This window comes from Methylobacterium cerastii (assembly GCF_022179125.1).
Lineage (GTDB): Bacteria > Pseudomonadota > Alphaproteobacteria > Rhizobiales > Beijerinckiaceae > Methylobacterium > Methylobacterium cerastii.
This window is the reverse complement of the sequence record NZ_BPQG01000034.1, coordinates 24156-40000: the sequence shown is the minus strand read 5'-3', so window position 1 is coordinate 40000 and position 15845 is coordinate 24156. Positions and strand designations below refer to the sequence as shown.

The following is a 15845-nucleotide window of genomic DNA, read 5'->3' as shown; positions in this document are numbered from 1 at the left end:
GTCGCGCCCCGTCCGATCGTGCGGACGGTCAAGTGGGACGTCCCGAACTCCGGGCTCCCAAACGCTTGGCGCGATGGGGCTTATGCCAGGGGTTGGCTGAACGGCGCCTGACGGAGCCGCCGCGGGGGCGGGCCGTCTTTACGGTTCGTTCAGCAAGATTTCCTAACCCCGCGCCCGAGCGGTTCACAAGCGCGCGAACGGCGCATGCGGGCGAATTCTCGCGTCGGGCGTCATGTTCGGCAGCGCCCGCGCCGGCTCGGCCTGAGGCCACCTCCTCCAGCACCGTCATTCCGGGACCGCCGGCGGTGTCGGACCTGGTTTCGTCGTAGGCTCTGGATTCCGGGCTCCACTTCGCAGCCCCAGAATGACGACGGCCGGAACATCTTCACGCGCGGTGACTGACGGCGTGCGTCGAGACGATGCCCCTCCCGAAGCCGAGAGCCTGCTCGAGATCGGACGGTCAGCGTGCCGCGCCGACCTCGCGCAGGTAGCGCGCCGTCCCCGGGTTGAGGTTTTCGGCCGGCACCGCGCCGGAGAGGTTCCGGGGATCGCTGTCGCGGCCCTGCGGCAGGCGCCGGGCCAAGTCCGCGCCCGCCCGGTCGATTGCCGCCACCAGCCGGTGGGCCGCCTCCGGGTCGAGGCCGGGCCGCGCGAGGACGAGGCTCCACGATCCGACGGTGTCGATCGCCGCGTCCTGGCCGCGGAAGCTGCCGGCCGGCACGGTCATGCGGCGGAGCGACGGGCTGGCGGCGAGCGCCCGGTTGATCGCCTCCGGCGCCGGTCCGACGAAGCGGGCCCCGCCGGGCAGCGCCGCCACCGCCATGAAGCCCGGCCAGCCGATCCCGCCGCCCCAGAGCCCGGCCGCGCGCCCGTCGGCGACCAGGGCCGGGCCGTCGCCGGCATGGGCCAGCAGGATCGGGACGACGTCGCGCTCCGGGTCGAGGCCCGAGGCGGTGAGCACCGCGCGGCCCATCGCCGTCAGCCCGGAATTGCGTGTGCCGAGCGCCACCGGCTTGCCGGCGAGGTCCGCCAGCGTCCGCACGGGGCTCGCAGCAGCGACGACGAGAAGGCCGGGGGTGGCGTACATCGGCGCGACCACCGTGAGGCGCGGCGCGTCCTTCTCCGCCAGCGCCGGGTAGGCGACCTCCCCCTGCACCAGGGCGAGGTCGACGGCGCCGGCGCGCAGCAGCCCGACGTTCTCGGCCGAGCCGCCGGTGGCCTGGGTCTCGATGGTGAGGTCCGGATCGACCTCGTGGAGGGCGGCGGCGAACACTGCGCCGTAGGCCGGAAAGCCGCCGCCGGGGGTGGCGGTGCCGAGGACGAGGCGGAGCGGATCGGCCCGCACCGACGGCGCCAGCAGCGCGAACAGGCACAGGGCGAGCAGGACGCGTGTCGGCGGCATCGCATCCTCCGGATCGGCCTGCCGGGACGGCGAGCCGTTATTTCGCGGTCAGCAGCGCCCAGTAGACCTTGTACTTCGAGCCGGGCGCGTAGGCGGTGGCGATGCCCATCCGCGCGGCCTTCGGATCGAGCATCACCGCGTTGTGGGGCGGACTGTCGCGCCAGCCGGAGAAGGCCTCGGCGAGGGTGTGGTAGCCGGCCGACAGGTTGGCGTTGGCCGAGGAGAAGCCGAGGCGCTCCACCGCGCCCTTCACGGTCTGCGCCTTGCTCGGCCGGTCGGCGAGCGCCATCGACGCGGCCTCGGCCTCGGCGAGCTTCTGCAATTGCGGATCGAGGGTGAGGGCCGCTTCGCCGCGGCCGCGGCGATAGGCCGAGATCATGTCGCGGGCGGCTTCGGTGTCGACGTGGGCGGCGTCGTTCGACAGCGGCAGGTAGAGGCTCGGCAGCGCCGAGGTCGTCTGCGTGTCGGTGGCGCAGCCGGCCAGCAACGCCGTGACGGCCAGCACCAGGACGCCCGCACCGTATCGTCCGATCCTGCCCACGTGTCCGACCCGCCGCTCGCCATCGGCCCGCGCCGGGCCATCCGCACGATCATATAGGGTGTCCGCCGGCACCGTGCAGCGGCGACGGTCATCAGGATTGACGATCCGTTCACCGGCTTGCGCTTAGGCTGTGCCGAATCGAACCGTGGATGCCGGGACGTTCCCTGTGCTCGCTCCGGTCCGCCGAGAGGATCGCGTGGCAATCTCCGAAGCGAACCCGTGGTGCGGCTCCCGCAAGGCGGCGTCGCCCACCGCATGACCGGGCTGCCCACCCATGCCGCTGCTGCGGCGTCGGCGACCCTCCGGTCCGCCGAGGCGCAGCTGCGCCTGATCCGCCGGGACGCCGAGCGGCTGGCCGAGCGCCAGCGCAGCTTCGATCAGGCCGCTGCCGCGGCCGGGATCGGCCTGTGGGAATGCCGGCTGCACGACGAGGCCCTCGACTGGTCGTCCGGCGTCTACGACCTGTTCGGGATTCCGCGCGGGACGGCCCTGTCGCGGGGGCGCACCCTCGAGCACTATCCGGCCGCCTCGCGCCGCGCCCTCGAGGCGGCCCGCACGCGGGCGATCGCCGAGCGGACCGGCTTCCGCCTCGACGCCGAGATCCGGACCGCCGCCGGGCAGCTCCGCTGGATTCGCCTGACCGCTACGGTGGAGGCGCGCGCGGGCGTCGCGGTTCGGCTGTTCGGGATCAAGCAGGACGTCACCGAGGAGAGGCTGGCCGCCGAGGCGGCGCGCCGGCGCGCCGAGGTCGACGGGATGACGGGGCTGGCCAACCGGATGTGCTTCGAGGACCGCCTTGCGGCCCTGTGCCGTGCCGGCGCGGGGCTGCTGGTGCTGGTCGACCTCGACGGCTTCAAAGCAGTCAACGACGGCTTCGGCCACGCGGCAGGCGATGCCTGCCTGCGGGAGGCGGCCCGCCGCCTGGCCGGGCTCTGCCGACGGGCCGACCTCGTGGCGCGGATCGGCGGCGACGAGTTCGCGATCCTGCTCGGCGGCGATTGCGCGGCCGACGCCGCCGAAGCCCTCGCGGCGCGGATCGTCGGCGCGGTCGGCCGGCCGATGCAGGTCGGCGGCGTCACGATCCGGGTCGGCGCCTCGGTGGGCATCGCGGCCCTGGTAGGGGGCGGGCCGGCGGATGCCTTCACCCGCGCCGACGCGGCGCTCTACGCCGCCAAGCGCGCCGGCCGGAACACGTTCCGCACCCATGGCGCCCCGATCCGCCTCGCGTGATCGCCCAGCCTCGCGCGGCCGCCCCCGAGGATACGACGACGCCTACGCGTCCCGCTGGTGCGCCGCCATCGCCGCCGCCGCCGCCTTCAGGCCCCAGGCCAGGAGGCCCTTGGCCTCCGCTTCGGTGCGCGCCTCGGTGTAGCAGCGCAGCTCCGGCGCGTTGCCCGAGGCGCGGAAGTGGATCGTGCGGCCGCCGTCGAGCGCGATCCGGACCCCGTCCTGCGCGTCGACCGCCTCCGGCACGCCGACCGGCTTCAGGAACGTGTGCCGGAACCCCGCGTCGCCGAGGCTGCGCAGGAGCGCGCCGCTGCGCTCGGGCGGCGTCTCGGGCAGGCGGTCGCTCGCCATCGCGCCGACGTCGAGCGCGGCGACGAGGCCGGCCAGCGGCAGGCCGGCGTCGCGGGCCGCAGCCAGCGTCGCGAGGATCGGCAGCATCGCGTCGCGCGTCGGCAGGGCGGGCAGCACCGATCCGCCGAGCGCTACGTCCGACCCGAGGAGGAAGCCGCCATTCGCCTCGAAGCCGGCCACCGTCTTCGCGCCTGCGCGCTGCGCCTGCTCCATGCCGGCGATGACGAAGGGCGAGCCGACCCGGGTGCGCAGCACCTGCGCGAACCCGCCGGCCCGCTCGATCGCCGAGCCCGCGGTGACGGGCACCGCCACCGCGTCGGCGCCGAGATACCGCCCCGTGATCAGGCCGAGCACGTCGCCGCGCAGGATGCCGCCGGCGGCGTCGGCCACCAGCGGTCGGTCGGCGTCGCCGTCGGTGGTGACCAGCGCGTCGTAGGCGCCCGACGCCATGGTCTCGGCGATGTAAGTCACATCCTCCGGGCGATGCGCCTCGGTGTCGATCGGGACGAACGTGTCCGAGCGGCCGACCGGCGTGACCTCGGCGCCGAACCCTGCCAGCAAGTCGGCGAGCAGGTCGCGGGCGACCGAGCTCTGCTGGTAGACGGCGACGCGCAGGCCGGCGAGGATGTCGGGCGCGAAGGCCGCACTGTACCGGCGCCGGTAGCGCTCGACCACGTCCGGGTCCGGCGTCGCGGCGACGGGCGCCGGCATCGTCCCGACCGCGGAGACGTCGCCGAGGGCGGCGAGGATGGCGGCCTCGTCGGCTTTGGTGATCTCGCCGTCGGGCCGGTAGAACTTCAGGCCGTTGCGGTCCTGCGGGATGTGGCTGCCGGTGACCATCACGGCGCAGGCCCCGCGCCGGATCGCCTCCAGCGCCAGCGCCGGCGTCGGAAGCGGGCCGCAATCGATCGCGGCAAAGCCCGCGGCGGCAGCCGCCGTGGCGACGGTGGCGGCGATGTCCGCGCTGCTGTCGCGCAGGTCGCGCCCGATCACCGCGGTGCGGCTCGCGCAGGAAGTGGCGCCGACGGAGCGGAAGAACGCGCCGGCATAGGCGTAGCTCGGCCACCCGACGAGGTCGGCCACCAGGCCGCGCAGGCCGCTCGTCCCGAACTTCAGGCTGCTCACGACGTCCTCATTTCCTTGCCGACCTAAACTTGCCCTTCGCCGACTCGATGGCCGTGCTCACGGTCCGGGCCGGCCCAGCCTTGCGCGCGCATGCTCGAGCACGTCGGCGATCGCGGCGTCCCAGTCGCCGCGGGGCGTCCAGCCGGTCGCCGTGCGCAGCCGGGTCGCGTCGCCGGCCGCCACCGGGATCTCGGACGCGCGCATCCGGTCGGCTGCGACCCGGACCTCGAACGCGACCCGTGCGTGCCGGCGCAGGTCCGACACCACGCTCGCGATGCTGCGCGGCCGCCCCGAGGCGACGTTGAACACCGACCCGTCGGCGATGTCCACGCCGCGGGCGATCAGCTCGGCATAGGCCCGCACCACGTCGCCCACCGGCAGGAAGTCGCGCTCGGCGGCGAGGTTGCCCACCTCCAGCACCGGCGGCACCAGGCCGGCCTCGATCCGCGCGATCTGGCCGGCGAAGGACGGCAGCACGAAGCGCTCGTCCTGGCCGGCGCCGACCTGGTTGAACGGCCGCAGGATCACCAGCCGCACGCCCGTCCGCGCCAGCACGTCGCGCAGGATCGTCTCGCCGAACCACTTCGAGCGGGCGTAAGGTCCCTGCGGGTCGGGCGCCGCCTCCTCGGTCAGCGGGCGCCCGGAGAGGAACGCCCGGCCGTAGACCTCACCCGAACTCACGAACAGGAAGCCCGCGCCGGGCGCGGATCGCACCACCGCCTCGGCGAGGTTCAAAAGCCCGACGAGGTTGACCCGCCAGGTCTCGCCCGGCGCGTCCGCCGATTGCTGCACCGAGGCCATCGCGGCCAGATGCAGCACGTCGGTCGGCCGGAACGCGGCGAGGCAGGCATTCAGCGCCGGCTCGTCCAGCAGGTCGACCGTCTCGTAGGCGACGCGCTCCGGCAGCACGTCCGGGCTGCCGCGGCCGATCCCGAGGATCCGGTCCGCCGGCCCGCTTGCGGCCGAGAGCGCCGCGAGCGCGTGCTGCCCGACGAAGCCGGCCGCCCCCGTGACCAGGATCCGCTTCACGAGCGAACGGCGGCCGTCACGGCGCGGCACTGGTCCATGACGCGCTTGCCGGTCAAGCGCGGCCGCCGAGGCGCTTCAGGTCGGCCTCGACCATCTCCTGGATCATCGTCTCGAGCGAGATCTCGGCCTTCCAGCCGAACGCGGCTTCCGCCTTGGCCGGGTTGCCGAGCAGCACCTCGACCTCGGCCGGTCGGTACAGCTTCTCGTCGATGATCAGGTGGTCGTCCATCGGCAGGCCGACGTGAGAGAACGCGAGCGCGCACATGTCGCGCACCGTGGTGGTGCGCCCGGTGGCGATCACGAAGTCGTCCGGCTTCTCCTGCTGCAGCATCATCCACATCGCCCGGGTGTAGTCCTTGGCATGGCCCCAGTCGCGCTTGGCGTCGATGTTGCCGAGCCGCAATTCCTTGGCCAGCCCGAGCTTGATCCGCGCCACTCCGTCCGTGACCTTGCGGGTGACGAACTCGACGCCGCGCAGCGGGCTCTCGTGGTTGAACAGGATGCCGTTCGAGGCGTGCAGCTTGAAGCTCTCGCGGTAGTTGATCGTCATCCAGTGCGCGTAGAGCTTGGCCACGCCGTAGGGCGAGCGCGGGTAGAACGGCGTCGCCTCACTCTGCACCTGTTCCTGGATCAGGCCGAACATCTCCGACGACGAGGCCTGGTAGTAGCGCGCATCGGGCTTCAGGGTGCGCACGCATTCGAGCAGGTTGACGGCGCCCAGGCCCGTGATCTGGCCGGTGAGCAGCGGCTGCTGCCACGAGGCGGTGACGAACGACTGCGCGGCTAGGTTGTAGACCTCGTCCGGCTGCACAGCCTGAACGATCCGGGCGAGGCTCGACAGGTCGAGCAGGTTGCCGTCGTGAAGCTCCACGTCGTCCTCGATCCCGAGCCACTTCAGCCGGTGGTCGAACACCCCGGCATGGCTCGAGCGCCGTACCACCCCATGCACCGCATAGCCCTTCGACAGCAGAAGCTGCGCGAGATACGCCCCATCCTGCCCGGTGATGCCGGTGATCAGTGCCGTCTTGGTGCTCATCTGCGAGACCTCTTCCATCTAAACGTGACGTTCCGTCGTTCGATGAGCGAGGGCGCACGGTGTTTCCCGGTGGCATATCCACCGGAACCGCCGTTTTCAACGCATCAGAGGCCCGACCTCGGCTGCCGATACGCAGGCGTAGTGCGGGTCCGGTCCCCGGCGGCGCCACCGTGCCGTTGGCGGAGGCAGGCGGGTGCGTCGCCATCGCGAATCGTCCCGCCCGCTCGCGAACGATGCCGGAGCGTTTGGCCAAGGACTTTTGTTTTTGCAACCCAGGCGGGCATGGCGGCGGACGAAATCTATCTCTGCGTGCTTGCGAACCTCGGTTGCCCGCCCGCGGAAGCGAGCCTCGCGTGCTACCGGGCGCCGAGCGGGCTCGTGTCGCGGCCGGAGTCGATCCCGTTCTCCGGCGGAGGGCGGAACCGGCCGGCGATTTCGGAGAACGCCTCCTGCATCCCGTCGAGGCCCTGAACCGTGACGATGCTGGAGCCCGGCCCGAGCGGCGGGATGAAACCCGCCTGGGACAGTGTCCCGAACACCGCGAAGTTGAGGTCGTTCTGCACCTTCAGGCCGAGGCTCACGTCGACGATCATCACCACGAGTTCGAATTCGAGGAACGGGTCGCCGATCTTGCGGAACACCACGCGCGGTGCCGGCTCCTTCAGCACGTCGGCGTGCTGGGCGGCGCAGGCGAGCAGCATCTCGGCGGCGCGCGCCGGGTCCTGGTTGCGCAGCACGTTGACGGTCAGCGACACCCGCCCGGTCCGGTCGCCGCGGACGCGGTTCTTGACGATGCCTGAGATCAGGTTGGAGTTCGGCACGATCACCGCCGAGCGGTCGAAGGTCTGAATCTCGGTGGAGCGCACGGAGATGCGCTTCACGATGCCCTCCGAATCGCCGATCACCACCTGGTCGCCGACGCGGATCGGCCGCTCCCAGAGCAGGAGCAGGCCCGAAACGAAGTTGTTGACGATCGATTGCAGGCCGAAGCCGATGCCGACCGAGAGCGCGCCGGCCACGATCGTCAGCTTTTCGAGGCTGAGGCCGAGATACGAGAAGGCCAGGGCCAGGGCGAGCAGGAAGCCGCAATAGCCCGACACGGTGGAGATCGAGTTGCGCAGGCCCGCATCGAGGTCGGTGGCGGGCAGGTAGACCTGCTCGAGCCAGCGCTGGACCGCCCGGGTGATGACGATGCCGAGGATCAGGATCCCGAGGCCCAGCGCGATGGTCGAGAGAGAGATCGTGACGTCGCCGACCTTGAAGCCGAAGAAGGCCTGCCGGATCGAGGAGACGATGTCGGTCGAATCAAGGCCCCAGGGCGCGAGCACCAGGAGCGCCACGATCAGGAACAGCAGCACCCGCGCGGCCCCGGTCGAGAGCACCGCGATCTGGTTGAGCGAGCGTTTGCGCAGGCCGGTGTTGGCCTGGAGCGCGGTGGCGAGCCGGGTGTCGTCCGACAGCGAGCCGCCGACGAAGGTGTCGGCGCTCTGTACGAGCAGGTAGAGCAGTACCAGGAGGCTCGCGGTCCAGACCAGCTGGTCGATCACGAACGCGGCGAAGGCGACGTAGCCGACGAGGGCGGCGACGCCGATGACGGCCGTCGCCGCCCAGCCGACGAGGCGCGCCGGTCCGCCGAGGCCGGTGGTGGTCTTCGTCGGCACGTAGGGGCCGAAGCAGGCCTCCTCTTCCTCTTCCTTGTCGGCGAAGCGGTGCAGGCCTATGGCGAGGATCAGCGCGGTCGCGACCGCGCCGATGCCGCGGGTGGCGATCGAGATCGGCAGCGCCGCCGAGATGCCCGAGTTCAGCGCCTCGATCGATTTCACCACGGTGATCACCGTGGCGATGCCGACCGCGAGCCGCGTCACCCGGATCGCCGCCGCGTCGCTCACCGGCGCGGGCCGCCATTGCGGCTTGTCCGGCGAGAGCAGGCCGTCGCACAAGGCCTCGACGAAGGCGATGAAGGCGAGGCCGGCCAGGATCGCGCCGGCCACCGGCAGCAGCCGGGAGGGCAGGAGGTCGGTGCCGTCGAGGGCGTAATAGACCGCGTAGGAGCCGATCACCGCCGGCACGGTGCCGAGCAGCAGCACCCGCCACGCGCCGAGGAGGGTCTGGCGCCGGGTCGGCTCGGCCATCGCCGCGTCGCGCCGGCCGAGACGCGGGGCGATGTTGCGGCGGCCGAAATACAGCGCCACCGAGACGCCGAAGGCGAGGCCGAGCAGCAGCAGGTTGCCGAGGGTGCCGTTGCGCGAGAACAGCAGCAGGATGTCCGACAGCGCGCTCTGCAGCGAGCGCACGTCGCGGGGCACGTCGGCCGCGACCCGCCTCCAGAGCTGCGGACTTACCAGGGCCAAGCTGCGCTCGAACAGTCCCTTGGTGAAGGACTCGCGCCGCCGGTTCGAGACCCGGTCGATGATCTGGTCGCCCTGGACCAGGAGCGAGCGCGCCAGCCGCTGGGTCTCGTCGATGCGCGAGACCGCCGCGTCGCGCTCGACCCGCTCCTGGGCGACCTCGGGGCTCTCCTCGGCGTCCTTGGGCTTCGGCCCGAGCTGGGTCAGGCGCTCGCGGGCCGATTCGAGCGGCGCGTCGAGCCGGCCGATGATCGTCCGGATCTCGTCGGTGACCGGGCCGACGCCGTCGCGGATGGCCGACAGCTCCGGCGTGCCGAGATCGGTGCGGGCGAGTTCCTTCTCGCGCGCGGCGAGGTCGTTCTTGGCCGCGTCGAGCTTGGCCCGCACCGCCTTGAGCGCCTCGGACATCTCGGGCTTCGGGGGGGCCGGCTTGGCGTCGGCCGGCTTGGCGTCAGCAGGCTTACCCTCGGCCGGCTTCGTCTCCGAGGATTTGGCGTCGGGCGTCTTGGTCTGGGTCCCGGCCGCGGGGGCCGGCGGCGGGGCCGACTGCGCCCAACCAAGGCCGGGGGCGAGCAGGAGCGCCGCCAGCCCGGCGGCGATCATCGAGCGGATCGGACTGCGCAGGCGCGTTTCGCGGGCGATTCGGCTGCGCGCGGACGGGCGACGACTCATCGAAATCCTTGGATGCTCGGCAGGGGCGACGGCAGGATGGGGGCACAGGGCCGTGGGCGCGGGCTCCGCGACGCCCTTCCGTGATGCCCTTGCCATGGTGCCGTCCCGCAAGAGGTGCGCCGTGTCGCCGATCAATGGGGCGAAAGCGTGCCGGGGGCCGCCCAGAACCCCCGGCGGAGACGATAACCCTGCGGCCGTCCGCGATCCGAGTTCGCCCCCCGGTGGTCGAAGGCTGAGGCCGGCATTCGGCCCGTCCGCGCCCGCCGGCCCGCCCGCGCAATCAATTGGACGTGATCGCGACGGGACGACCGCCGGCCCCAACGTCGGCCGTCACACCGCCCCCCTGGCCGGATCGCGAAAGCGGCCCCGATGTGTCCCTGAGCGACGCCGATCCGACATCGCCGCGAGTAGCATGATTTTAATCATGACCCGTCATAAACGACACGGCTGGACTCAAATGTTCGCTGAAGCGCAAATCCGAATGCAGCAAACAGCGCTGAAGGGGCCGTGAGAACAAGGAAGTTTCTTTAGGGTGATCGCCTGCCCGAAGCATGATCCGCCTTCCGACCTCCAAGGCGCATGGCCGGAACGCCCGCCCGACCCGATCGACCGAGAGCATCCGCCCATCGCGTGACTGGATGTTCGCGGCACCGCCTTGCCCGTCCCGTTCTCTTCGTTGCGTGTTTCGAGGAACCACCGGTCGTCATGTCCAGCCACCGACCCTGTGACCGCCCTGCGGCGCGCCTGCATCGCCACCTGCTGACCACGACCGCGCTGACCTTGGCCCTCGGCTTCGCCGCGACGGGCTCGGCTTCGGCACAAGCCTACAATGCCGGTACCGGCGCCACGTCGGCCGGAACGAACGCGACCGCGATCGGCCCGAATGCGACGGCCGGCGGCGACGAGTCCTTCGCCGGCGGCTACAACGCGAGCTCGGCTGGCGCCGGTGCCGTGGCGATCGGGTCGGGCGCCTCCGCGCAGTCGGCGACGAACAACCAGGGCATCATCAATTACCGGGATGCCAGCGGCGTCGGCATCCCCGCGGCCGGGACCGGCGGCAACATCCAGAACGGCGCGAACGGCAGCACCACACCGCCCGGCGCCGGGGAGACCAGTGCCGGCGCCCAGCCGTCGGGCACGGCGATCGGCAAGAAGTCCACGGTCGGCGCCGCCGGCGGCGTGGCCGTCGGCTACCACAACTCGGCCGGCACCGGGACCTTCAACTCGACCGCGATCGGCGCGAACAACGACGCGGCCGGCTCCTACGGCGTCGCGATCGGTTATGCCAACCTCGCTACTGGCCGCTCGACCCTTTCGCTCGGGACGAACAACCAAGCGCTCGGCGACGTCGCCATCGCTCTGGGACGACAATCCTATGCGGTCGGCGACTTCTCGTTCGCCCAGGGGTTCATCGCCAGCGCCTACGGACAGGACGCGCTGGCGCTGGGCCGCCTCTCCGTCGCCGGTGAAACCGGGAGCAATCCGACGGCCAGCAACATCGCGATCGGCGACAACGCCAGGGCCGTCGGCGGCTCGGCGCTGGCGCTCGGCAGCGGAGCCTCGGCGACGAAGGCGCAGTCCGTGGCGCTCGGTGCCGGCTCGATGGCGCTGCGGGGCAGCCTCAGCGGCACCGAGGCCTACACCACCAACACCCTGTCCTCCGCCAACGGCGAAGTGTCGGTCGGCGCACAAGGGGCTGAGCGACAGATCACGAATGTCGCCGGAGGCCAGCAGGACACAGATGCCGTCAACGTCCGCCAGCTCCGTTCGGTCGGGAGCGGGGTCACCAAGAATGCGACAGCGCTCGGCGGCAGCTTCGGCAGCGACGGCACCTACACGCCGCCGAGCTACACCTACAACGGACGATCCTACGCCACCGTGCCCGGCGTCGTCGGCGCCCTCGACCAACTCGCATTGCGCTACGACACCGACGGGTCGGGCAACCGGCTGGCCAGCGTCGACCTGAGCCGCGCCGGGACCGTCGGCTCCGCGGTCCGCATCACCGGCCTCGCCCCGGGCAGCCTCGCCGCGGGCTCGACCGATGCTGTCAACGGCGACCAGCTCTACGCGCTGCGCCAGAGCATCGACGACGGCACCTTCGGCCTGGTGCGGCAGGACTCGACGAGCCGTGCGATCCGCGTCGCCGCCGCGACGGACGGGGCGCTCGTCGACTTCCGCAACAGTGCCGGCAGCGGCCGTGTGCTCCGCGGCGTCTCCTCCGGCGCCCTCTCGGCGGGCTCCGACGAAGCGGTCAACGGGGGCCAGCTCTATGCGACGAACCAGGCGGTCGCCGGCCTGTCGGCCGGATTGGCCAACGGCAGCGTCGGCCTCGTGAAGCAGGACGCCGCGACCCGCGGCCTGACCGTCGGCGCCGAGACCGACGGCACCACGGTGAGCTTCGCCGACCGCGACGGCACGGCCCGAACGCTCACCGGCGTCTCCGGCGGCCGGATCGCCCTGGGCTCCACCGACGCGGTCAGCGGCGGGCAGGTCTACGGGCTCTCCGCTTCGCTTGCGAGGAGCCTCGGCGGCGGGTCGAGCGTGGCTGCCGACGGCACAGTCACCGCCCCGAGCTACGCGATCCAAGGCGCGAGCTTCGGCGACGTCGGCTCCGCGCTCGGCAGCCTCGACGCCGCGGTGACCACCCTCAACACCGCCGGAAGCCGCTACGTCGCGGTGCGCAGCACCGGTGCCGCCGCCCAGGCCACCGCGACCGACAGCCTCGCCATCGGTCCGGCCTCGGTGGCGAGCGTCGAGGGCGGCGTCGCGCTTGGCGCCAACGCGATCGCCCGCCGCGCCGGGCTCTCGGGGGCTGCCGAGGCGTTCTCAGGGATCACGGTGGCCTCGACCGCGGGCGCGGTCTCGGTCGGCGCGGAGGGCGCGGAGCGGCAGATCGTCAACGTCGCCGGCGGCACCCAGGACACCGACGCGGTCAACCTGCGCCAGCTCCGCGCGGTCGGCGGCAACCTCGCCGGCGCCCTCGGCGGCGGAGCGGGTTTCGCCGCCGACGGCAGCTTCACCGGGCCGACCTACGCCCTCGGCGGCCGGTCCTATTCCGGCGTCGGCGACGCGCTCGCGGCGGTGGACGCGTTCGCGGTGAAGTACGACGTCGACCCGGCGACCGGCGGGCGCGGCCAGTCGATGACGCTGGCCGGCAGCGACCCGAACCAGCCGGTTCTGATCCGCAACGTCGCGGCCGGGGTGCAGCCCACTGATGCCGCCAACCTCGGGCAGGTGACGGCCCAGGTCGCGACCGCAAAGGCGCAGAGCTTTGCCTACACCGACCAGCGGGTGCAGGCGAGCTACGCCGCCGGCACCGCCTACACCGACGCCCGCGTCGCGCCGCTGGAGAAGCAGGCGAACGCCTTCGGCAGCCAGCTCGCCGGCCTTCAGAACGAGGTCGGGCAGGTCCGCCAGGAGGCGCGGCGCGGCGCGGCGATCGGCCTGGCGGCCGCCTCGCTCCGCTTCGACGACCGCCCGGGCAAGCTGAGCATGGCGGCCGGCGGCGGCGTCTGGCGCGGCGAGGGCGCGGCCTCGATGGGCATCGGCTACACGCTTCCCGACGGGTCCGCGCGGGTGAACGCCACCGGCGTCGCCGCCGGACGCGACTTCGGGATCGGCGCCGGCGCCAGCTTCACCCTCAACTGAGGCGGGCCGTGCGCACACAGGCCATCGCCGCCGTGGCCGGGCTCGGGATGCTGCTCGCGGCGCCCGCGCTCGCGGCCCCGGCCGGAGACGGCGCCCTCGGGCCGTTCGCGATGCGCGGCGCAGTCTCCACCGACGACGCGCCCCGCGCCCAGTTCGCGGCGCCGGCCTATCGCGTCCACCCGCCCGAGGGTGCGCCGCTTCCCGGCGAGGCGCCGGGCGACACCCGCCGGATGATCCAGGCCTTCGCGACCTGGACCCTGATCTGCGACGAGAACCTGCGCCGCCATCGCAGGGTCTGCAACGCCTCGCAATCGATCGTGGACGGCGACGGGGCCTTCGCTTTCAGCTGGTCGCTCGCGGCCACCAGCGCGGGGGCGCCGGTCTTCGTGGTGCGCGCGCCGGTGGGCGCATGGTCGGCTCGCACCGTGGGGCTGGCGTTCGGCGCGGCCGAGGAGACCGTGATCCGCCTGGAGAGCTGCAACGCCAGCCTCTGCCTCGGCTTCCTGGCGGTGGACGAGGCTCTTCGCCGGGCGATCGCCGCGCGCGCCTCCGTCCGCGTACGCTATCGCCGGAGCGAGACCGCCGCCCCCGTCGCCATCGCGACCTCCCTCGACGGCCTCGCTGGCGCGATCGCCAGCCTCAAGTAGCGCGTTTCGCCCGGATCAACCGGCGGCGCGGGCCAGGAACCCGCGCCAGCCGCCGTAGCGCCCGATCTCCTCGGCGCCGACGACGCCTTCGGCCTCGACCAAAAACCCCTTCGGGGCCGTGCCGTCGGAAAGGCGCAGGGTGCCGACGCCCAGCGGGCTCGGGATCGTCGAGACGAAGCGGCCAAAGGCCTCGGGCGGGAGCGCCCAGACCTCGGTCTCGATCGCCGTGCCCGTGCCGGCCGCCACCCGCAGCAGGCCCGGGCGATGCGGCGGGCCGCCGGGGAGCGCGTAGAAGCGGTAGTCCGGCGCCGTCGAGACGGCCCGCAGGAAGCGGGCGCCGAGGCCGGTCAGCTCGCCGTTGAGGGCCAGGCCCGACAGGTGCGCGCCGACCACCGCCAGCTCGATTGCGTCGCCCTGAGGCCCCTTCGGCGCGACCGCCTCCGGGACCGGCACGGCGCTCGCCCCGATCGGCACGCCGGACGCCGCGTGCAGGCGGGCGCCGATTGCCGCGATCAGCCCGTCGCGGCCGCGGGGCGCCAGCAGCGTCACCCCCGCGGGGAAGCCGTCCGCCCGGAAGCGGCCGGGCACGGCGAGCGCGCACCAGTCGAGCAGGTTGACGAAGTTGGTGTAGGTGCCGAGCTCGCTGTTCGGTCCGATCGGGTCGGCGGCGAGGTCGGCGACCGTCCGCGGACGCGGGAAGGTCGGCACGACGAGCACGTCGACCGCGTCCCAGACCGCGTCGGCCGCACGCCGCAGCTCGGCCAGGCGATAGAGCCCGCCGAAGGCGTCCGCCGCCGAGAAACCCTTCGCGTTCTCGATCACGGCCCGCGTCGTCGGATGCAGGATCTCGGGCCGCGTCTCGATCTCGTCGCGGATCGCCTGGTAGCGCTCGGCCACCCAGGGGCCGGTGTAGAGCAGGCGCGCGGTCGAAAACATCGGCGCGAAGTCCACCGGGCGCGCTGCGCCGACGAGGGCTTCGAGGTCGGAAAGGCTCGCCGCGAAGGCCGCCTCCGACAGGGCGTCTCCGGCGAAATCCAGCCCCTGCGCATCCGGCACGCCGAGGCGCAGGCCGGGCGGGATCGCCGACGGCGCCGGCAGCGGCAGCCGCCGGGAATACGCGTCGGCGAGGTCGTAGCCGGCCATGATCCGGAAGGCGGCGTCGGCGTCGGCCACGGTACCGGCGAAGACCGAGAGCGTGTCGAGCGTGCGGCAGGCCGGAACCATGCCGCGCGTCGAGACGCTGCCGAGCGACGGCTTCAGGCCGACGACGTTGTTCAGGGCCGCCGGCACCCGGCCCGAGCCCGCCGTGTCGGTGCCGAGCGCGAAGGCGACGAGGCCGCGGGCGACCGCCACCGCCGAGCCGCTGCTGGAGCCGCCCGGTACGTAGGCCGGATCGATCGCGTTGCGTGGCACCGGATAGGGTGTCCGTACCCCGACGAGGCCGGTGGCGAACTGGTCGAGGTTGGTCTTGCCGACGAGGATCGCGCCCGCCGCCAGAAGCTTTTCGACCGCGTGGGCGGTCTCGGTGGCGGTGTAGGCGAAGTCGGGGCACGCGGCCGTCGTCGCCATCCCGGCGACGTCGACGTTGTCCTTCACCGCGAACGGGATGCCCCAGAGCGGCTTGCTTGCCGGATCGAACGGGCCGAGCGCGGCCAAGGCCGCCGCGGCTTCGGGCTCCGGCACGAGGGCGAGGAAGATGCCGGGATCGTCGGCGTCCGCGACGCGGCGGTACACCTCCGCCAGGATCGCACGCGGGTCCTCTCCGGCGGCGTAGGCCGCGTGCAGGGCGGGGATCGTCGGGAACGGGGGCATGGCGCGT

10 protein-coding genes are annotated in these 15845 nt (G+C 72.8%); 3 read left to right on the top strand and 7 right to left on the bottom strand.

The annotated features are described in order from the left end of the window. Nucleotides 1–460 precede the first annotated feature (460 nt). On the bottom strand, nt 461–1402 hold the full coding sequence (locus MFF13_RS12010) for a TAXI family TRAP transporter solute-binding subunit (RefSeq protein ID WP_147828406.1): 942 nt from the start codon (nt 1400–1402) through the stop codon (nt 461–463). A gap of 37 nt (nt 1403–1439) precedes the next feature. Next, nucleotides 1440–1943, bottom strand: a complete 504-nt coding sequence (locus MFF13_RS12005; protein WP_147828405.1) for a CAP domain-containing protein — start codon at nt 1941–1943, stop codon at nt 1440–1442. A 222-nt stretch (nt 1944–2165) separates the two neighbouring features. Between MFF13_RS12005 and MFF13_RS12000 the strand changes: the two genes are divergently transcribed. Next, nucleotides 2166–3173, top strand: coding sequence for a sensor domain-containing diguanylate cyclase (locus MFF13_RS12000; RefSeq protein ID WP_147828404.1), 1008 nt, complete (start codon nt 2166–2168; stop codon nt 3171–3173). A gap of 42 nt (nt 3174–3215) precedes the next feature. On the opposite strand, the gene MFF13_RS11995 is transcribed toward MFF13_RS12000, so the two are convergent. From MFF13_RS11995 to MFF13_RS11980, 4 genes are all read right to left on the bottom strand, one after another. Next, a complete protein-coding gene (locus tag MFF13_RS11995) occupies nt 3216–4646 on the bottom strand; it encodes a phosphohexomutase domain-containing protein (RefSeq protein WP_147828403.1) in 1431 nt (476 codons plus the stop codon). Nucleotides 4647–4703: 57 nt separating this feature from the next. Then, the gene (locus tag MFF13_RS11990) at nt 4704–5675 is read right to left on the bottom strand and encodes a GDP-mannose 4,6-dehydratase (protein WP_147828402.1); all 972 of its coding nucleotides are present in this window, start codon (nt 5673–5675) and stop codon (nt 4704–4706) included. Between the two features lie 52 nt (nt 5676–5727). Further along, nucleotides 5728–6711, bottom strand: a complete 984-nt coding sequence (gmd, locus tag MFF13_RS11985) for a GDP-mannose 4,6-dehydratase (protein WP_147828401.1) — start codon at nt 6709–6711, stop codon at nt 5728–5730. A gap of 356 nt (nt 6712–7067) precedes the next feature. Then, entirely contained in the window at nt 7068–9731 is a 2664-nt protein-coding gene (locus MFF13_RS11980; protein WP_238272238.1) for a DUF3772 domain-containing protein, read from the bottom strand. 705 nt (nt 9732–10436) lie between these two features. Here MFF13_RS11980 and MFF13_RS11975 point away from each other — a divergent pair. Then, nucleotides 10437–13379, top strand: coding sequence for a YadA-like family protein (locus MFF13_RS11975; RefSeq protein ID WP_187273596.1), 2943 nt, complete (start codon nt 10437–10439; stop codon nt 13377–13379). 8 nt (nt 13380–13387) lie between these two features. Then, nucleotides 13388–14026, top strand: coding sequence for an invasion associated locus B family protein (locus MFF13_RS11970; RefSeq protein WP_238272237.1), 639 nt, complete (start codon nt 13388–13390; stop codon nt 14024–14026). Between the two features lie 15 nt (nt 14027–14041). Here MFF13_RS11970 and atzF read toward each other — a convergent pair whose 3' ends face one another. Continuing rightward, the gene (gene atzF, locus MFF13_RS11965) at nt 14042–15838 is read right to left on the bottom strand and encodes an allophanate hydrolase (RefSeq protein WP_147828398.1); all 1797 of its coding nucleotides are present in this window, start codon (nt 15836–15838) and stop codon (nt 14042–14044) included. Between the last annotated feature and the right edge of the window lie 7 nt (nt 15839–15845).